General features: G+C 41.0%; 16 protein-coding genes. 10 read left to right on the top strand and 6 right to left on the bottom strand.

The window, feature by feature from the left end:
• The first annotated feature begins 1 nt into the window (after position 1).
• From nikC to QUF94_RS05395, 7 genes are all read left to right on the top strand, one after another.
• Entirely contained in the window at positions 2-904 is a 903-nt protein-coding gene (nikC, locus tag QUF94_RS05425; RefSeq protein WP_289314940.1) for a nickel transporter permease, read from the top strand.
• A 12-nt stretch (positions 905-916) separates the two neighbouring features.
• The gene (gene nikB / locus QUF94_RS05420; RefSeq protein ID WP_289314939.1) at positions 917-1,837 is read left to right on the top strand and encodes a nickel ABC transporter permease; all 921 of its coding nucleotides are present in this window, start codon (positions 917-919) and stop codon (positions 1,835-1,837) included.
• Positions 1,838-1,849: 12 nt separating this feature from the next.
• Entirely contained in the window at positions 1,850-2,872 is a 1,023-nt protein-coding gene (locus QUF94_RS05415; protein WP_483313637.1) for an ABC transporter ATP-binding protein, read from the top strand.
• A gap of 2 nt (positions 2,873-2,874) precedes the next feature.
• Positions 2,875-3,861 carry an ABC transporter ATP-binding protein gene (locus QUF94_RS05410; protein WP_289314937.1) on the top strand — a complete coding sequence of 329 codons (987 nt, stop codon included), beginning with the start codon at positions 2,875-2,877 and terminating at the stop codon, positions 3,859-3,861.
• 88 nt (positions 3,862-3,949) lie between these two features.
• Positions 3,950-4,711 carry a sensor histidine kinase gene (locus tag QUF94_RS05405; RefSeq protein ID WP_289314936.1) on the top strand — a complete coding sequence of 254 codons (762 nt, stop codon included), beginning with the start codon at positions 3,950-3,952 and terminating at the stop codon, positions 4,709-4,711.
• A complete protein-coding gene (locus tag QUF94_RS05400; protein WP_289314935.1) occupies positions 4,708-5,406 on the top strand; it encodes an AraC family transcriptional regulator in 699 nt (232 codons plus the stop codon). Before QUF94_RS05405 ends, QUF94_RS05400 begins: the two co-directional genes overlap by 4 nt.
• Positions 5,407-5,409: 3 nt before the next feature.
• Entirely contained in the window at positions 5,410-6,741 is a 1,332-nt protein-coding gene (locus tag QUF94_RS05395) for an SLC5/6 family protein (RefSeq protein ID WP_289314934.1), read from the top strand.
• A gap of 180 nt (positions 6,742-6,921) precedes the next feature.
• On the opposite strand, the gene QUF94_RS05390 is transcribed toward QUF94_RS05395, so the two are convergent.
• Both QUF94_RS05390 and QUF94_RS05385 read right to left on the bottom strand, forming a co-directional pair.
• The gene (locus tag QUF94_RS05390; RefSeq protein WP_289314933.1) at positions 6,922-9,012 is read right to left on the bottom strand and encodes an Ig-like domain-containing protein; all 2,091 of its coding nucleotides are present in this window, start codon (positions 9,010-9,012) and stop codon (positions 6,922-6,924) included.
• Positions 9,013-9,495: 483 nt separating this feature from the next.
• Positions 9,496-10,083, bottom strand: a complete 588-nt coding sequence (locus QUF94_RS05385) for an NAD(P)H-dependent oxidoreductase (protein WP_289314932.1) — start codon at positions 10,081-10,083, stop codon at positions 9,496-9,498.
• A 121-nt stretch (positions 10,084-10,204) separates the two neighbouring features.
• Here QUF94_RS05385 and QUF94_RS05380 point away from each other — a divergent pair, with 121 nt between their 5' ends.
• Entirely contained in the window at positions 10,205-10,633 is a 429-nt protein-coding gene (locus QUF94_RS05380; RefSeq protein WP_289314931.1) for a MarR family winged helix-turn-helix transcriptional regulator, read from the top strand.
• A 92-nt stretch (positions 10,634-10,725) separates the two neighbouring features.
• Here QUF94_RS05380 and QUF94_RS05375 read toward each other — a convergent pair whose 3' ends face one another.
• Both QUF94_RS05375 and QUF94_RS05370 read right to left on the bottom strand, forming a co-directional pair.
• Positions 10,726-12,183 (bottom strand): protein adenylyltransferase SelO, encoded by a 1,458-nt coding sequence (locus tag QUF94_RS05375; protein ID WP_289314930.1) that lies wholly within the window; start codon positions 12,181-12,183, stop codon positions 10,726-10,728.
• A 379-nt stretch (positions 12,184-12,562) separates the two neighbouring features.
• Positions 12,563-12,991, bottom strand: a complete 429-nt coding sequence (locus QUF94_RS05370; RefSeq protein WP_289314929.1) for a hypothetical protein — start codon at positions 12,989-12,991, stop codon at positions 12,563-12,565.
• 350 nt (positions 12,992-13,341) lie between these two features.
• Here QUF94_RS05370 and QUF94_RS05365 point away from each other — a divergent pair, with 350 nt between their 5' ends.
• Positions 13,342-13,494, top strand: coding sequence for a hypothetical protein (locus QUF94_RS05365; protein WP_289314928.1), 153 nt, complete (start codon positions 13,342-13,344; stop codon positions 13,492-13,494).
• 282 nt (positions 13,495-13,776) lie between these two features.
• On the top strand, positions 13,777-14,067 hold the full coding sequence (locus tag QUF94_RS28730) for a phosphotransferase (protein ID WP_353957738.1): 291 nt from the start codon (positions 13,777-13,779) through the stop codon (positions 14,065-14,067).
• Between the two features lie 450 nt (positions 14,068-14,517).
• Here QUF94_RS28730 and QUF94_RS05360 read toward each other — a convergent pair whose 3' ends face one another.
• Together QUF94_RS05360 and QUF94_RS05355 are read right to left on the bottom strand one after the other, a co-directional pair.
• Positions 14,518-15,942 (bottom strand): glycoside hydrolase family 30 protein, encoded by a 1,425-nt coding sequence (locus tag QUF94_RS05360; protein WP_289314927.1) that lies wholly within the window; start codon positions 15,940-15,942, stop codon positions 14,518-14,520.
• A 118-nt stretch (positions 15,943-16,060) separates the two neighbouring features.
• Positions 16,061-18,883 carry a beta-glucosidase gene (locus tag QUF94_RS05355; RefSeq protein ID WP_289314926.1) on the bottom strand — a complete coding sequence of 941 codons (2,823 nt, stop codon included), beginning with the start codon at positions 18,881-18,883 and terminating at the stop codon, positions 16,061-16,063.
• Between the last annotated feature and the right edge of the window lie 197 nt (positions 18,884-19,080).

Raw genomic sequence — 19,080 nt, 5'->3', positions numbered from 1 at the left:
AATGAAGCCAGAGATCGTCATTAATAATACCGAATTGAAGGTAAACGAAAAAAAATCTCCAAAACTAAGCCACTGGAAAGCCTTTTATAAAAAATTCAAGAGAAATAAACTGGCATTGATAGGCGGGTATATCGTACTTTTTTATATTTTATTGGCTATCTTTGCACCTTTGATTTCACCGCAGGATCCCTATGAAATTGATTTAGTCAACAAACTCCAGCCTCCGTCGGCCGAACATTGGATGGGTACGGATGATAAAGGAAGGGATATTTTAAGCAGATTATTATATGGAACCCGGCTTTCATTAACCGTTGGATTTGTCTCTGTATTCTTCGGGGCTTTCATTGGCATTCTGCTTGGGTTAACGGCTGGTTATTACGGAAAATGGATCGATACCGTCATTATGAGGATTGTCGATGTTCTGCTGGCTTTCCCGGGAATATTGCTCGCACTTGCCATCATTAGTGCCCTTGGCCCAAGTTTAATCAATGTAATGGTAGCGGTCGGTGTCTTTTCCATACCCATGTTTGCCCGAATTGTCCGCGGCTCCACACTGTCAGTCAGAAAGCTTGAATATATCGATGCCATCCGTGCATTGGGAGCCACTGACTTCACGATCATAACCAAGCACATTTTCCCGAATATTCTATCACCTGTCATCGTTCAAGCTACATTACGTCTGGCAACAGCCATTCTATCGGCAGCCGGATTATCATTCCTGGGGCTGGGAGCCCAGCCTCCCTCACCGGAATGGGGAGCCATGTTGAGCAGCGGTCGGGATTATTTGTTCAGCGCCCCTCACATCGCTTTGTTTCCGGGAATAGCCATATCAACACTGGTACTCGGTTTCAATGTCTTCGGGGATGGACTTAGAGATGCCCTGGATCCAAGAATGAAAAAATAAGGAGGAGAGAAAATGTTCGTATTTATAATCCGACGGGTCTTTCAAACCATACCGGTTTTACTAGGAGTAAGTCTTGTTGTTTTCCTCATCATGCAAATGGTCCCTGGAGATCCGGCAACACTGCTTGCAGGTGAAGGAGCGACTAAAGAAACGATTGAATCACTGCGACATGAGCTTGGCTTGGATCGCCCAATCCTTTATCAATACGTCGACTATATCATTCATGCCGTTCAAGGAGACTTTGGGGAATCACTCCGCAGCAGCCGGCCTGTTTTGGATGAAATCATGGTCCGCTTGCCGATCACCCTGGAACTGGCACTCGCCAGCATTTTCATAACCGTTGTCCTTGGTATGCTTGCAGGAATCATCTCGGCAACCAAGCAATACTCGGCAGCTGACATTTCCATCATGATCGTTGCTTTACTGGGAATCTCTTTACCTAGTTTTTGGCTGGGTCTGATGCTTATCTACTTCTTTTCCGTAAACCTTCAGTGGTTTCCGGTTTCAGGTTGGGGAACCATCAGGCACATGATCCTGCCAGCGATAACCCTTGGGGCCGGCGGAGCGGCCATAGTTGCCAGGATGACCAGGTCGAGCATGCTCGAAGTCGTTCGCCAGGACTACATCCGGACAGCAAGAGCCAAGGGATTAAAAGAATATGTCATCATTTATAAACATGGCCTGAAAAATGCGCTTATCCCCGTCATTACAGTCGTTGGCCTCCAGTTCGGTGCACTCCTCGGCGGTACTGTATTGACAGAGTCCGTTTTTGCCATCAATGGACTTGGGAGATTGATAGTCGATGCAATCAGAACGAGGGATTTACCAATGGTTCAGGGCGGGGTCCTTATCGCTTCCGTTATCTTCGTATTCATGAATTTGGCAGTGGATGTCCTCTATCGATACTTTAACAAAAGAATAGATTTGAATTAAGGAGGTATGATGATGAAACAGGTTGATGATAAAATACTGGAGGTAAAAAATCTGCAGACCCACTTTTTCACTGACGAAGGCACGAGTAAAGCCGTCGACGGAATCAGTTTCTCCCTAAATAAAGGGGAAACCCTTGGAATCGTCGGGGAGTCGGGAAGCGGCAAAAGTATAACATCCTTATCATTGTTAAGGCTTATTCCATCACCACCCGGAAAGATTGCCGGGGGCAGCATCCTTTTTAAAGGGGAGGATCTGCTTACGAAGACTGAAAAACAGATGCGGTCCATACGCGGCAATGAAATTTCGATGATATTCCAGGAACCGATGACATCATTGAATCCCGTATATTCAGCAGGTGAGCAAATTGCAGAAGCGATCCGGCTCCATCAAAATCTTGGAAAAAAAGAAGCATGGGACAAAGCGGTCGACATGCTTCGGCTCGTCGGAATCCCCTCACCTGAAAAAAGGGCAAAACAGGAGCCGCATGAGCTAAGCGGCGGAATGAGGCAAAGGGTCATGATTGCCATGGCACTTGCCTGTCACCCTGAGGTTTTAATAGCCGATGAACCTACTACTGCATTGGATGTGACGATCCAGGCCCAAATCCTGGAACTGATTAAGACGCTGCAAAAGGATTTCGGGACGGCTGTCATTTTGATCACTCATGATTTGGGTGTCGTATATGAAACCTGTGATCGCGTTGCTGTCATGTACGCAGGGAAAATCGTTGAATACACATTGGCCAAGGAAATATTCACAAATCCTAAACATCCATACACCATCGGTTTATTAAACTCCCTTCCGCGTCTGGACATGGACCAGGAGGAATTGACTACAATTCCCGGGACTGTTCCGAGTCCTTACAATATGCCTAAGGGCTGCAGCTTTGCCCCCCGCTGTGCACATGCGAAGAGCATTTGTGAACAAGCCGTACCGGATCTACAATCGACCGGCCCAAGCACCCAGGTCAGCTGTTGGATGTTCACCCCCCAATGGGAGAAGGAATATGACACTCAAGAGAAGGTAGGGGTTTAATGATGGGTGTACCAGTTGCAGAGAAAAAGGTTCTGCTTAAAGTGGATCAATTGAAACAATATTTTCCGATCAAGGGTGGATTTTTCGGAAGAACCGTCAATCATGTAAAAGCCGTTGATGACATCAGCTTCCATATCTATCAGGGTGAAACCTTAAGCATAGTTGGCGAATCCGGCTGCGGAAAATCGACTACCGGAAGGGCGATCCTTCGATTGGACGAACCTACAAGCGGGAGTATACATTTTCAGGATAGGGATTTACTGAGTTTAGGAAAAAAGGAAATGAGGAGCACCAGGAAGGACTTACAAGTTATTTTCCAAGATCCATTTGCCTCTCTTAATCCCAGACAGACCATAGGGAAGATTCTCGGAGAAGCCTTAGCCATACAAAATGTAGTGCCTAAAGAAAAACGAAAGAGCAGGATTGAAGAATTATTGGGACATGTCGGGCTGAGACCTGAATCCACGGAAAGATACCCGCACGAATTCAGCGGCGGCCAGAGACAGCGGATCGGCATTGCACGGGCCCTTGCAGTGGACCCAAAATTGATCATATGTGACGAAGCCGTATCTGCACTCGATGTCTCCATTCAAGCGCAAGTACTGAATTTATTAAAATCGTTACAGCGACAGTTCGACCTTACCTTTCTTTTCATATCACATGATTTGGGTGTGGTCAGACATATCTCGGATCGTGTAATGGTCATGTATCTCGGAAAGATAGTCGAAATAGCCGATAAAAAGTCCATTTTCGAGCAGCCACAGCATCCATATACGAGAGCATTGCTATCTGCCATCCCAGTACCGAATCCAGTGCATGAAAGGGAACGGATCCTATTGACGGGTGATGTCCCCTCACCCATCGATCCTCCAAGCGGCTGCCGCTTCCATACACGATGTCCTTTTGCATTGGACATCTGTAAAACAGAGGCACCAGAACTAAAATTATCTGAACAGAATCATCAAGTGGCTTGTCACATTGTGTCATAAGTTGTAGATTTCCCAAGGGGTCTTTAGTATGATACTAATAGACAGAATAATTAAAGTTATATAAAAATATAACCAACAGAGGTTCTCCATGCTTAGTTACGAGGGATTCACGTTAATTATCATGCTCTTCATATTAGCTCCCATCATGGGAGCTATCGCTCTTTTATTTCTATTCATATTCGAGAAGCGGATCGATCTCCTTGAAAATAAAAACAAAGAGATACGTCTGGAGCAAGCACTTCAAGAAGCACAATATAATAAATTGAACCAGCAAATCCAGCCTCACTTTTTGTTTAATACACTAAATGTCATTTTGGGCTTGGCCCGCCTGAACAGGACGGCTGAACTGATCAGGGCCTTAGAGGCATTTTCGCAATTCTTGAAATTCAAATATAAAGCAACTGAACCATTAATCCCCCTTTCCCAGGAAATTCAGTATACTCAGCATTATCTCGACATCCAAACCCTTCGCTTTGGCGATCGCCTTAAGATCGATATGGAGTGCCCAGACCCATTATCAATTGCAATGGTACCCCCTTTCATTCTCCAGACTTTAGTGGAGAATTCGTTTAAACACGGCTTGGAAAAAAAAGTGGGGGAAGCCCTTCTGCATATCCGGTTCCATCAGGATTCGCAGATGGTGTATCTCGAAGTGATGGATAATGGATTAATGGGACATTCCGTTACAAACGAAGGCGGCCATGGCCTGGATAATATCCAAAAACGTTTATATTTGTATTTCAATGACCGTGCACAATTGAATATATCTTCTAATGAATCTGGAACAAAGGTAGAGGTATCATGGCCACTGGTTCATGATAAGAAAATGGAGGAGGCGGCGCCGGAATGAATGTATTATTAGTTGATGACGAACCATTGGTCCTTGAACAAATGGAATATATGATTCAGTCCATATACCCTTTTTGGAAGTTTCATAAAGCTGCTGATGCCTGTCAGGCACTGACCCTCACCCAAAATTTTAAAATAAACCTCGCTTTCCTGGATATCAATCTTCCGGGGCGATCGGGTCTTGAATTTGGTGAAGACCTAAGGGCACTGAACAAAGAAGTGGAAATCATCATGGTGACCGCACATCAAAGTTTCGATTATGCCCAGCAATCCATAAGGATAGGCGTAGTTGATTATTTAACGAAACCTGTAATTGAAAGCGATTTGCATAAAGTGCTATCCAGGTATGATAAAAGGGAGTCTTCTCATAACTACTCAACCCTGATTCACCATTCCCTTTCATTCATTCATGAAAATTATGCTGAAAAACTCTCCCTTTCGGACATCGCCCGTGAAGTGCATACCAACCCGACTTATTTAAGCAGGAAATTCCATGAAGAAGTCGGCACTTCCTTTTCGGAATATTTAATGCAATATAGAATAAAGGCAGCTAAAAGGGCCTTAACCAATAACACCAGTTGGAGCATATCAGACGTCGCTGAAAACTCGGGTTTCAATAGCCAGCATTATTTCAGCACTTTATTCCGGAAGATAGAGGGAATCACGCCCAAGGAGTTCCGCGAGAAAGGAAAATGAACATTGCGACCACGTACATTTCAAGAATACGTACAAGGCCCCATTCAAATTGGGATGGGTTTAGGGATCATCTCCCTCCTGGCACGCTGGGTGACGGGAACAACGATATTATCCTCCCCTGAATCGATGGTGAAGTATGGAGTTTTCGGAGGGATCGGCTATGCCCTGATGGGAGCGATCGCCCTGTTCATGTTCAGTTTCATCGGGAAGAGGGTCAGGCAGGATTTTCCCGTCGGTTTGACCATCGGGGACTATTTAAAAACCCGGCTTCATCCATTGGGATATTGGATATTGATCGTGATTCTGGTCATGACCAGCTTACACATTTTATTCATTCAGGGAATGGCCGCGTCCACCCTATTGCAGTTTCTTTTCGACACGCCGCTCTATGTCGGGCTGTTCTTCTTTTACGGTTTTTGTGTTCTTTTTGCTGGCTTCGGCGGGTTAAAGCTCATTCATCGATTCGCAGCTTTTCAAGTCGTCTTCATGTTTGCCGCCGTTATCTTAATTCCTTTATACTTTTTCGTCAAGGAAGGCATTCAGCCTGTTTATGATGGGATTCGTTTATACCATCCTTACATGCTGGTGATCAATAAGTATGATCTATGGAGTTTTCTTTTTGCAGGACTTCTTGTTGGATTCGGCCAGTTTTTCTTTGACCTGACATCATGGCAGCGATTATTTATGATGGAAATGAAAAAGGTTCGATTGACATTTTCTTTATCCGGCCTTATTTGGATCATATTCCCGCTCTCATTTTCATCCCTGTTCATAATGGTTATCTTTACGGGCGGATTCACTGATATACACTCGATTTTGGCTGGATTGGCAAACAAGATAACGACTCCATTCTTTTTCATCCTTTTTGTGCTCTGTGCTTTCAGTGCAATCACCTCGACATTCGGTGCCTGCCTGCATTCATTGGTAAGCCTGATCGTCGCCAATATTCTTGAACCCTTCCAAACCAAAAAAAGCGACCAGCAAAAAATAAGGATGGCCTGCCTGCTTTCAGTCTGTATGGGTGGATTGATTTTCGTAGCTACGCTCTTCTATTCCCCAAACCTGTTAGAGCTCTTATTTTATTCAGGTAATGTATACTCAGCATTGCTGGCTCCCATTCTGGTAATCGTATTCAGTAAAGGGAAAATCGCTGATTTCATACCGATAAGCGCGGTCTTGGCCATTGCCGCTTCATACATCATCCAGCCTTATGTAAGTGAATTCCAAAGCATATGGTTTAGCGGATTGGCTTCATTGACCATCATAGTGATTTGTACGATCCTTACGTTCATCAAGAAAAAATGGAGATTCGTAATAACAAAACGGCATGTATGACGAAGGCCAACTCATTGGATTTCGAAAACGATATAGCTTCCATCAAAGCGTGTGATGAACCTGGCTCATATTAGCCGTTATTTCACCTAAGGATGCAATCTGTTACATGTAAAAAAAGTTGCCGACATAAAGTCGGCAACCCAAAGTTAAAGAAGAAGGATGATCCATTTCACTTACGAATTACCTTTTCGAGAAACTCACCTTATTCAAACCGGAAATATAAATGCGATCTCCTGATTTTAGTGTGGTGGTCACGCTTGTTACTGAATAATCATCACGTTCATTTGAAAGGATTTCATTTACAAGTAAATTTTGTCCCCTGTAAATAATTAAATTCCCTGATGAACTGGTTGTCGTTATTTTATATTTTCCCGCATTTATATCTTTACCGACTGTCCAGTATCCAGCATGCAATGTATTCGATTTAACATTAGTGACTTTGACAAACTGGACACTGTCTAATCCAGAAATTTCAATACTATCCCCCGATTTTATATCCGTTGTAACAACGGTTACGCCAAAACCATCATCTTCACTTGATAGAATCTCATTTACAAAACGGTCGTAGGTATTCATACCGATAAATAAATTACCACTGCCCGATTTCGTAGTGATTTTATAACGGCCTGCTGGTAAATCTTTGCCCGCTTTCCACTTCCCTGCACTTAAACTTTTACTATAAGGTACATGAATCGTAGTTGTACTTGCTTTACCATTTATAGTGGTCACTGTAATCTTGGCCGTCCCTACACCTACAGCCGTGACTTTCCCTTTACTATCCACTTTCGCTATTTTAGAATTGGAAGATTTCCATTTCACTGTTTTATTCGTTGTATTGCTTGGGCTTACCGTTGCAGATAAAGTTAAGGTTTTACCCTTATATATAGTAGCGGAAGTCTTGTTCAGCTTAACTGATTTTGCCATGATCGGAGCTGTAACCGTTACTTTTACCTTTACATCCTTTGCACCCTTAACAGTTGCCGTAACTGTTGTCGTTCCTTTTGCTTTGCCGGTTACCTTCCCTTTGCTATCCACCGTTGCAATTTTGGTGGAAGCGGATTTCCACTTCACGGTTTTATCTGTACTATCAGAGGGTGAAACGGTTGCAGTCAGTGTTCCAGTCTTGCCTGCTGTAATGGATAAACTCGTTTTATTTACTTTTACTGTTTTAGCAGAAACTTTTACAGCTACCGTTTTCATCACTTTCGTGTTATCTTTTGCAGTCGCCGTTATGGTAGCGGATCCGTTGGCCATTCCTTTGATGTTGCCTTTTGAATCCACTTTTGCGACTTTTGCATTTGAACTTTTCCATAAAACCGTTTTATTCGCTGCATCAGTCGGAGCTACCGTCGCAGTTACTTTTACAGTTTGATTATTTGTAATATTCAATGTGGATTTACTTAACTTCAAACTGGTTGGTACAATGTTCGTCACCGTAACTTGAATACTTTTTTTAATGGAAGCATCACCATTTGCTGTAGCGGTCAGGGTCGCACTGCCAGCTTTACGTGCTTTTACGTTGCCTTTCGTATCCACTGTCGCAATTTCCGGATCACTGGTTGTCCAGCTGACGCTTTTATTAACGGCAGTAGAAGGGTTTACCGTAGCCCTTAACTGTTCGGTTCGGTTTACCACTAGGGACAAGCTGGACTTACTTAACGAGATACTTTGAGGAACAAGGATCTTTTCTTTAAAACTCATCGTACCGATTAAAGATGAGATATAGACTTTTTCTCCCTCTGAAAGCTTATACTCCAAAGCATCATCTTCATAATAGAGGCTGAAGGAATCTTTTTCATTATAGCTTTCATCAAAAATGTCTATATATGCCGTATCATAGTCATCCATTGGGCGATCAATGTCCAATGTATAAGTTCCTACCGGAATATCAGTACCGACCTCATAATAACCTGCAGATACACCTTTTAAATCCAGTTTCGGGATTTGCTGTACCTCTACAGTAGTAGCATCATAGAGATTGACATCTATTTTGTCTCCTTCTATTAAACTTACGGTAAATCGTTTGGACGAGTACTCATCATCACTAAGCGTTTCAAAAATGATATCGTTATTTCCTCTGCTGATGGAAATGGCAGCCGCACCTTCAGGGATACTGAATTTAGTTAATCCTGCAGATATATCCATCCCTGCTGTATATGTCCCATCACTTAAAGATTGACTACTTACAGCCTGTGCCGTCTTACTTCCTAACCCAATCGATAGTGATAGTACCAACATGACAATCACTTTAATAAATAAATTCCTCTTCATAAGTAAACCATCTTTCTTATTAAATTTTTACAACCAATAAGTATATCGACAACAAATTCCATATATTTTCATTATGCAATAAATTAATGTTACTGTATGGTATTTTTGGAAATATTTTTATCATTCACATATTCAGAAGTGACCTGCGTGCATTTGGCTCCGCATGTCTTGAGGGAGTCTATAACACAACAAATAAAAAGAGCTTGATCTATATAGATCAAGGCAGTTTTAGAGACAAAAAAGAAAATGCGAGACTCCTGCGGGAAAAGTGCGTCCAAGGGAGACCCCGCAGGCGGAAAGCGAGTGCCTGGAGGCAACGTTCTTATTTTACAAACCCTCAAAAAAACTGTAGGCAAAATCAATTATTATCTAGTTTGTCTACAGTCTGGAGTTTTGATCTCTATAAAGATAGACTCTTAACCCTTTAAATCAAGGTTCATCGATAATATAAAATTCAAGTCACACTATTAATCTCGTAAAAACTTAGCTATCCACCTTTTTGAAGTACCGATAAACCTTTTCTAGTTTTTGGGTTTGTTTCCCCTTCGGACTTTCCATATTACCGAATTCGAAAAACTTCACTTTTTTGATTCCGACAAAATTGAACAACGCTCTCTTCATCAATATTTTATGGGCATCATTCAACCAGAGAAGTGGATACTTTGCAGGGCCCTTCATCGTGGACACACATACGACCGACTTTCCTTTTAGAAGACCTTCTGGTAACAGTCCCTTCTTATCCCTGTAGGCAAAATTCGCAGAAAATAATTGATCAATGTATCCCATGAGCATGGCGGGAGGCCTCCCCCACCAGATTGGATAGACAAAGACAATCTGGTCAGCCCAAGTAATCTGGTTTCTATATTTTTCAAGCTGAGGATCACGATGCATATCACGCCTTCGTTTATGCTCATTGAACTCCAAGAGTGGATTAAAGCCCTCAGCATATAAATCCAACACCTGCAGCCCCTTTATGTTGGTGTTCTCCTTACTACCTTTGATGACTTTTTGTAAAAAGGCATAGCTTAAACTCTTATGATTTGGATATGTGTAAATGACCAACATGTTCATGACGCCCCCCCTATTTACTTATCATTTGATAACAATAATATAGCACTCCCTTTTTTTTGTTGTCAAATGATAATTGTGTTTTGATAACACTTTTGTTATCTTCTCTGTAGAGGTGAAAGTTATGGACAAAAAAGCTCTATTTGATAAATGGGTCTCATTTACAACTTCCGTACATCAAGTGACACACGAATTAACACAACATGCTAAATCTACTTCGATCACGCCAGTTCAATATAATATTCTTGAATACATCACAGTCAGTCAGCCTGTCACTCCAAGTGAAATCAGTGACTGTCAGCATATTTCCATGCCTAACACGAGCCGTGAACTGAAAAAATTAAGCGAAAAGAATCTAATTGAAAAATTAAGTGATTCGGAAGATAGACGGAAACAATACATCCGTCTCTCGAAAGAAGGGGAAATGATGATGAACGAAGCCTTTGCAATCGTGGAATCCCGTTTCCAAAGCCGACTGCAGTATGCATCGAAGGAAGACTTAGAGGATATTGAGCGTGCCATGGATATTCTTCACACAAAACTTTTTTACTAATGCATGAATACACAAAATAGGCTCCCTCGATTGAAGTTGACAACTGATCAACTTCAATCGAGGGAGCTTCTACGCATAAAACTAACTTATAATCAGGTACCGCAAAAGGTCTGGTAAGGTGTTGTTGACTCAGGTAGTGTCGAGTATTCAGCTTGTTCCTTGCAGTGTGCATAAGGATTTGAAAGAACCGCCAAAAGCCGTTCCATCACGCTGTAGTCCCCTTGCTCCACTGCCGCCTCCAACGCCTCTTCCACCCGGTGGTTCCGTGGGATAACCGCAGGATTGCTGTTCTGCATCAACTGATTCGAAGATTCCTTCGATTCCTTCTGCCTGCCAAGTCTCGCCTGCCAGAGCTCTTGCCACTGAGCGAATTCAGGTGTCCCGAAAAGGACCGTTTCCTCCATCGTATTAAAGGTCAAAGCACGGAAGGTATTGGTATAGTCGGCACCATGCTTTTTCATCATGCTGAGGATGCCATTAATAAGGGCTTCATCCTGTGTCTCTTCGTTGAATATCCCCAGTTTTGCTCTCATTCCCGCTACCCAATTAGCGTGATAAAGATCATTAAAAACGGAAATCTTATCTTGGGCCAGCGTAACCGCCTGATCCTCATCATCATGCAGCAGCGGCAATAGGGATTCAGCGAATCGCGCAAGATTCCATCCCCCGATAACCGGCTGGTTGCCATAGGCATAGCGACCTTGGGTATCAATTGAACTGAATACCGTTGCAGGATCAAAAGCATCCATGAAGGCGCAAGGGCCATAATCGATGGTTTCCCCGCTAATCGTCATGTTGTCGGTATTCATCACCCCATGGATGAAGCCAACCAGCTGCCATTGGGCAATAAGCTTGGCCTGACGCTTGATCACTTCCTGAAGGAGCGCAAGATAACGGCCTTCACCGGCTTCAATATCTAGAAAATGACGCTTTATTGCATAGTCGGCAAGGGTCCGGAGTTCCTCGACCGTACCCCATTTTGCACCGAATTGAAAGGTTCCGACACGAAGATGACTCGAAGCCACACGAGTCATGATGGCACCAGGCAGCACGGTTTCACGGATTACCGTTTCACCGGTCGTCACCACTGCCAGACTTCGGGTGGTAGGAATGCCGAGCCCGTGCATCGCTTCGCTGATGATGTATTCGCGCAGCATCGGTCCAAGTGCAGCCCGGCCATCGCCACCGCGGGAGTACGGCGTTCTTCCCGGACCCTTCAGCTGGATATCATACCGCTCGCCTTGAGGCAAAATCTGCTCGCCAAGCAGTATCGCCCGGCCGTCGCCTAACATGTTAAAATGCCCGAATTGATGCCCAGCATAGGCTTGGGCAAGAGGCGAAGCACCTTCTGGAACCTCGTTGCCGGCAAACACCGCTACGCCATCATCGCTTTGCAGCTTTTGAACGTCCAAACCAAGGGATGCAGCCACACGATCATTGAGAATGATCAACTCCGGTGAACGTACAGGAGTCGGGTTCGTGCTCGTGAAAAATTTTTCCGGAAGACGGGCATAACTATTATCTAAATTCCATCCAGTTTCATTTGTCATGGTTTCTCCTTTTCTTGTTTTGACTTTATTGTATAAAGGTCTTTCTCTCATGATTCAATTAATAAACGTCATAAAGCACAGGTGCAGTCCATTTTAATGTCTACTTCTGCCAATTAATTATACCGTCTCAGGATAAAAATGGCTCTTTTAAAGTCATGTAAAATCAATGGCGCCTTCCGGGATTTCATAAAACGATTGTGTAAAGCGCAATAACCTCGCTGTCCCTTAGAAATAAAGAAAGCAGGTACCCTTACTGGGTTCCTGCTTAAGAATATAGTCGATTCCCGTTTAAAATTGTGATACTGCTCAGCGTGATTAAATGAAATCAGGACGAAAGAAGTATGATTTCCTGATTAATTCCACATACAGAATTGCTCATTTATTCTTTTTTAAGCTCATCCCCATTAATAATAAACATTGCATCATGTTTCCCACTATTTAAAACTATTTTGATGATTCCTTCTCCAGACATTGATTCAAATGAACGAATTGCATCGCCTTTTATTTTTTTAGAGAATACCTTTTCTCCCTTTGAATTAATTACTATACATTCTATTTCACTACCAGATTGATCGTTCTTTATTGAAATAGTATTATCTTCTTTTAAAAGAGTTTTTATATCAAGCGTTTTCTCTTTACGAAGGTTACCTGAGATACTCATATCAGCCACTAATTCTGTTGAGTCTTTTAAATATGTTGTATTAATTTCAATGCCATCCCGTGCCATTGTTCCTGAATCTGTTAAGGTATTCATTAAGATTAGTCCAAGCAGCATGAAAGCACCTATTACCAATATTAATTTTTTCAAATACTATCATTCCCTCCTTTTAATTCTCTTTTCAAAAAATCGGGATAGGAATATTTTAAAAAATCCCAGCACCCTCCTTAAGTGATATTACTACAGTAATGGTTAATATAGGTATTTTAAATTATAAAAATCACAATAAATTGAAAAAAACAACAGAAATATGTGCTTTTAGTATCATTTTTACTATAAAACAAGGAAAAGGGACGTTATAAAATTAGCTTGTGCAAAAAAAGCCTGCCGTTAAATCGGCAGGCTTCAGTTTATCGACAAAAGGGGGTTCGGAATGGTCTCATTCCGAACCATGATTTTAATGAGACTTGGTTATCCTCCATGTTTTTTTACTTTTTTATATGGATGAAACCCTCATTGGATTGAAGAAATTTGCGACACTCCTGCCGAATAACTGGCTAGACGAGACCCCACAGACGCTTGCGGCAAGGAGGCTTGGCAGACAGTCGGCGGAAAGGGAGCGGATTTCTGAAATCAATTGGAACGTTTTTTAAAGAAAAAAACTGTAGGCAAACTCGCTTTCTACGATTTTGTCTACAGTCTGAAGCCAGCCTTTGATTCGGCGGGCTTTTTTACATTATCTACAATCTTCCCAAACAGGTGAACAGAAACTTGCCAATCGAGTGGAGGATTCGACATAATATAAAAATGCCAGGGTTTGGGCATGACACAAAGAAGGTTTTCATTATGTCGAAGGTAATAATTGGTGGCTATATATTCGTCATCAATTAGAAGATTTAGAAACACCATGTTCGGAGATACTGGATACTAATTTATTGAAAAAATGTATCGCTTACTACAACGAAGTTTTGTCTCGACATCAGGAAGTGGATGGTCCATGCGTAGTTCATATGGACTTTCGTCCAGGTAACATATTAGTTCTTAATGAATCAAAGATATCTGGGCTTATTGATTTTGAAAGTGCCCATGGAGGTCCATCTGAAATAGACTTCACAAAGATAAAGCAGTATGTATGGGACGTGTACCCAGAGACTAAAGAGGAATTTATATTGGGATACAAAAGCATCCGGACCTTGCCAAATTTAGAAAATTTTCTACCTTTTTAATCTTTTTACCACGCATTTAGTGGAGTAGCTTGGTGCAAAAAACGTGGTATTGAAAAGAACAAAGAATTCCTTGCCGAAAATATACAAATATGTGCTCCTAGTTTTGTAATGTTTTACTTAAATGTAATTTCATTTTGATTAAAAAATCTGATTGCCCTTAGAGTAGGGCTAATCAGATTTTTTGTTCCAAATATTGTCTTAGCGTATATTTTTGTTAAAATGTTGGCTGTACCCCTTGATAAGCTAAATCCGAAAATGGATACATTACTAAAAGTTGAAAAGGATAACCTTAAAAACTTGGCACGAAGGCAAAAACGCTGACGTTGGTTACTTTAAAACTTTGGATCCACGCTGTTCACTAATCTATATCCGAATGCCTTGGTGCCAGGAATTAATTTTTTGTTTCCATTGATTTATTACCTTGATTGCATCAAAGTATAAATAAACTTATTATTTCGACTCCCAGGTAAAAGTAACAGCACTTTTAGGAGGAAGAGTATAAGTAAAGAATGCCCCTCCATCATTCACTTGAAATTCTTGATCTTTTCCACTTGGATTTGAGGCAATTAAAACGTTAGAGTGATCAGGGTTTTGATAGGCTACGGTTTCAATTGTTCTCAGGTATGTGGTGGAGGCAATCCGAACGGCATCAGACCTAACAAATTTACTGGCGTGTCCAATGGCGTAGTATTCTACATTCTTCTTCACTTCACCGGTTGCTTGATTAATCGTTACAACCCCACGGCAGTTCTCACAGCCGCCATTTGTGGGCCCTCCATTTTCGTCGAGTGCGATATTCCACATCAATACGTTTTTTGCCCAATTCCGAGGGGCACCAATGATAATATTGGACATTTGCCAGCTTAAATTATCCCCAAAGTCTTCGCTCCATTCCCCGCTGCTACATTCGGTAAAATAAATATTTTTATCAGGAAAATTTGTATGGACTTGGGTCATTGCAGCCGGAGTACCTTCATAACAGTGAAACGCAGTACCATCTGTATATTTTTTTGCGTCCTCATTTTGAAACAAAGCTGTAGTATAATCTAAAGCCCCCTCCCAATTATGATCATAGGCGATGATTTTCGTTTCGATACCGTTCGACTCAAATACTGGACCTAAATAATGTCCAATGAATTTCGCCTGTTCTTCTGCACTCATGCTCATCGTCGGATAATTGGGTGAAGTAAATTCAGGCTCATTTTGAATGGTAATGCTATCAATAGGAATCCCTTTTTGTTCGTAAGCCTGTACATAACGAACAAAATAATTAGCATAGGCTCTATATATTTCCTCATTGGTATAGTCTAAGTACCGGCCATTGAATATTTTTACACCATATTTCATCCAGGGTGGGGCTGTCCATGGAGATCCAACAATCTTAATATCTCTTTTCTTTGCCAGGACAGCCTGAAAGGTAGTAATTACATCTTGATCTTTTTCGATGGAAAAATGGTTTAGTTCCAAATCCAGCTCACCATTTGTATCATTATATGTGTAGCTGCTTGGATTCCCATTCTCATCTACAGAAAAATCAGAAGCCCCAATGGTATGCCGAATATAGTTGATATTAATTCCGTTAGAGGTGAATAAGTCATTTAATAAATATTCCCGCTTCGATTCATCCATTTTTTTATGAATCAAATAGGCAGAAGAACCAGTAATGGCTGCTCCAAAACCGTCCATTGTTTGATAAGTTGTATTACGATCAATTGTTATAGTTTGCACATTTGTTTTTTCCTTGTCTGAAAAAAGAATAGGGGATTTACTAGTTAACAAGTTCTTTTGATCACCAGTCGTAAGCCAAACAGAAACTTCTTTTTCCTGCGAAATTTCTTCCCTTTCAAGATAAGAATTGAATCGACTAATAAACATTATAAATAACACCAGGAGAAGGAGGATTAAGATCGTTCTTTTCCGATAGGAATTCATTTTCTCACCTCATCTGAAAAAAATTCCCCACATGAACGTAAATTCATTGTGGGGAAAAGGATTATCTTCTAGATAGACTGTCCTTATTACTTGGGTTAATACGTTTGTTTTTGTTTGCTTTATTCGTGTTTGCTTTTGCTTTATTCGTGTTTGCTTTTGCTAGATTATTTTTATCTGAATTTGCATTGCTCACTTGATTAAAATTCTTACTGTTATCATTGGAAACAGTGATACTACCTTCTAAGCGAATATCAGCAGAAGAACTACCAACGTAAATAGGTACTTGACCCGAAGGCATTACCCATTCATTTTTCTCTTCATCATAATAAGCGAAGGCTTTTGCATCGAGTTTAATAGTTACTCTTTCTTGTTTACCAGGCTTTAATTCTACCTTCTGGAAGCCTGCTAATTGTTTTGGCGCAGTCTCTACGTCTGTTGGCAGTTTGCCAGTATACACTTGTACAACCTCTGATCCGGTTACATCGCCTGTATTACGTAAGTTTAATGATACTTTAAAGGTAGGTTCTTCTGAGTCTTTTGAAGAGGTTACCTTTGTTTTTAAATTCTTGTAGCCAAATTCTGTATAAGATAAACCATGTCCAAAGGAGAAGGCTGGCTTTATCCCAGCTTTTTCAAAGCCACGATACCCTACAAAAATACCTTCCGTGTATTTTGACACTTCGTCGATACCAGGGTATTGTTCTTCCGATGATACTGGTGTTGAATCTTCATCGACTGGGAAAGTAACAGGTAATTTACCTGATGGATTTACATCTCCAAATAATACGTCAGCAATAGCATTCCCCTGTTCTTGTCCGGGATACCAAGCTTGTACAATAGAAGCAACATTATCTTTCCAAGCTCCCATTTCAATAGCAATACCACTTTCATTTACAACAACCACATTCTTATTCACTTTTGCAACTTCTTTGATAAGTTGTTCTTGGTTATTTGGTAATTCCATATCGGAACGATCTACATAACCTTCACTATCAAACGTTCTTGTTACTATAACAGCTACATCTGATTTTTTCGCCAGCTCAACTGCATTAGCAATATTATCATCTACAACATCGTCAGCAGCTTCCCAGCCGAAACGTAATTGACCGCCATCATCATTTCTAGAAGCATTTGGATAATCTGTTTTATATTCAATCTTAACATCATAGTTTTTATCTGCTTCTAATGTTACAGTTTTCTCTTCAGTGCCAAGTTCTTCTCCAGCATTATCTATAACGAGATTGCCATCAATATATACTTTACTAGAACCATAGCTAGTGGTAGAAAGTTTGTACTCACCAGATTTTGGTACGTTGATTACTCCTGTATAGCTTGCCGACATCATGCCATTTAAATTTGTAGGAAGTTTATCTAATTTAGAAGATTGAGCATTAAAGCCTTCGAAATTATAAAATCCTAGATTTAAGTTAACTTGTTTTGTTGTATGTTCAAAAACCGGGTCGCCTTCCATGTTTTTATTCGACCAGTATTCTGCTTTTAATCCATTCTCTATTGCATCAGCTGATGGCTTTAGGAATGCAGATGGTATAGAATTTGGTCCTGGAAGAATATCTCCCGCACTAATTGGATCTGTTCCAGCCGCATATTCTACTTTTACATTTTTCCCTGCACGGTTTTTAATCCCTTCAAGTGGGCTTACAGTATAAGTAGGATTCACAAGAGAACTACCCCCACCCGCAGCAGAAGCAGTATCTGCATCCGGTCCGATTACAGCAATTGAATCTAGTTTTTCCGTATTTAACGGTAAGACATCTTTTTTATTTTGAAGTAAAACCATTGCTTCTGCAGCGATTTGTCGAGCAATTGCACCATGTGCTTTTGCGTCAATTTCATTATTTTGCACAGGGTTATCAAATAAACCTTTATCAAACATTTGATATAAAATGCGATACGTACTTTGGTTTATTGTTTCTTCACTTACCTTTCCGTTCTTCACTGCTTGTACTAAGTGATCGCCCCAAAAACCATTAGGGTCTCCAGGCGTTTCAAGATCCAACCCAGCATTAATTGATTCTGAAGTACTTACGTTTGCCCCGTAATCACTCATGACAAAGCCAGCAAAATTTAGATTTCCTCTCAATAGTTTCGTTAGGATATCTTCATTTTCACAAGCATACATACTATTTACTTGGTTAAAGGAACACATCACACTACCTAAATCTGCATCTTTTATCACACTTGCGAAAGGTCTTGCATATATTTCGTTTATTGCTCTCTCACTTGCTTGTGAATCACTTGTGAAGCGATCTTTTTCTTGATTGTTTAATAGATAATGCTTCGCTGTAACTAATACATTGTTGTTTTGAACCGCATTCACATAATTTGTAGCCATTTGTGATTGTAAGAATGGATCTTCTCCTAAGGATTCAAAGTTCCTTCCTCCAAAAGCATTTCTAGCAATATCTAGTCCAGGTCCTAACAATACATTGTGTGTTGTATTAAATGCTTCATTCCCAAGTAATTCCCCATATTTTTTAGCCGTTTCCGTATTCCAGGTTGCAGCTAATCCAATCGCAGCAGGCAAAGCAGTCGATTGTTTATTCTGCACATCCGGATTTGCAATCCGGACCCCGACAGGCCCATCTGCCATTGTTAACGCGGGAATCCCATATTTCTCTTCTCCCTTATTATAAAAGCCATAATAATTGTTCAAATTACCGGTGATAAAATGTACTTTATCCTCCAGTGTCATTGCATCCACCAACAAATTAGTTCTTTCTTCAGCAGAAAGTTCCTTGTTCATCCACGGAAACGAATTTGCCTCAGCAGATGTCGTCAGTGGAATAGTTACCATACTAAGAACCAAAGTAAAAATAAGGCTTAGTACGGTAAGTTTCCGTTTCCCATCTAATAAACCAACCATTTTTCCAGCTCCTCTTTCAAAATTATTATTGCCTTCTAAATGTTACAGAACAATATTTAATATATATGGTATAATTAGTAGGTATTTGGTGTAATTTCAAGGTGTCGAAGGAAACAGGTGAAAATGCCTAACTTTGCTTCATAATCCTTATTATTTGTCAAAACTGGACTTTGGTGAAATGAAAGGGTTTTATATTA

It is taken from the genome of Peribacillus sp. NJ4 (assembly GCF_030348345.1).
In the GTDB taxonomy this organism is placed as follows: Bacteria; Bacillota; Bacilli; order Bacillales; family DSM-1321; genus Peribacillus.
Note: the sequence above shows the minus strand (reverse complement) of the source record. Positions and strands in the feature narration are given on the sequence as shown.

Excerpts from the sequence above, each read along its gene's own strand:
- QUF94_RS05410 (WP_289314937.1), top strand. The coding sequence starts at position 2,875 with ATGGGTGTACCAGTTGCAGAGAAAAAGGTTCTGCTTAAAGTGGATCAA.
- QUF94_RS05415 (WP_483313637.1), top strand. The coding sequence starts at position 1,850 with ATGAAACAGGTTGATGATAAAATACTGGAGGTAAAAAATCTGCAGACC.
- QUF94_RS05400 (WP_289314935.1), top strand. The coding sequence starts at position 4,708 with ATGAATGTATTATTAGTTGATGACGAACCATTGGTCCTTGAACAAATG.
- QUF94_RS05385 (WP_289314932.1), bottom strand. The coding sequence starts at position 10,083 with ATGAACATGTTGGTCATTTACACATATCCAAATCATAAGAGTTTAAGC.
- nikB (WP_289314939.1), top strand. The coding sequence starts at position 917 with ATGTTCGTATTTATAATCCGACGGGTCTTTCAAACCATACCGGTTTTA.
- QUF94_RS05375 (WP_289314930.1), bottom strand. The coding sequence starts at position 12,183 with ATGACAAATGAAACTGGATGGAATTTAGATAATAGTTATGCCCGTCTT.
- QUF94_RS05380 (WP_289314931.1), top strand. The coding sequence starts at position 10,205 with ATGGACAAAAAAGCTCTATTTGATAAATGGGTCTCATTTACAACTTCC.
- QUF94_RS05405 (WP_289314936.1), top strand. The coding sequence starts at position 3,950 with ATGCTTAGTTACGAGGGATTCACGTTAATTATCATGCTCTTCATATTA.
- QUF94_RS05355 (WP_289314926.1), bottom strand. The coding sequence starts at position 18,883 with ATGGTTGGTTTATTAGATGGGAAACGGAAACTTACCGTACTAAGCCTT.
- nikC (WP_289314940.1), top strand. The coding sequence starts at position 2 with ATGAAGCCAGAGATCGTCATTAATAATACCGAATTGAAGGTAAACGAA.
- QUF94_RS05360 (WP_289314927.1), bottom strand. The coding sequence starts at position 15,942 with ATGTTTATTAGTCGATTCAATTCTTATCTTGAAAGGGAAGAAATTTCG.
- QUF94_RS05365 (WP_289314928.1), top strand. The coding sequence starts at position 13,342 with ATGGATGAAACCCTCATTGGATTGAAGAAATTTGCGACACTCCTGCCG.
- QUF94_RS05390 (WP_289314933.1), bottom strand. The coding sequence starts at position 9,012 with ATGAAGAGGAATTTATTTATTAAAGTGATTGTCATGTTGGTACTATCA.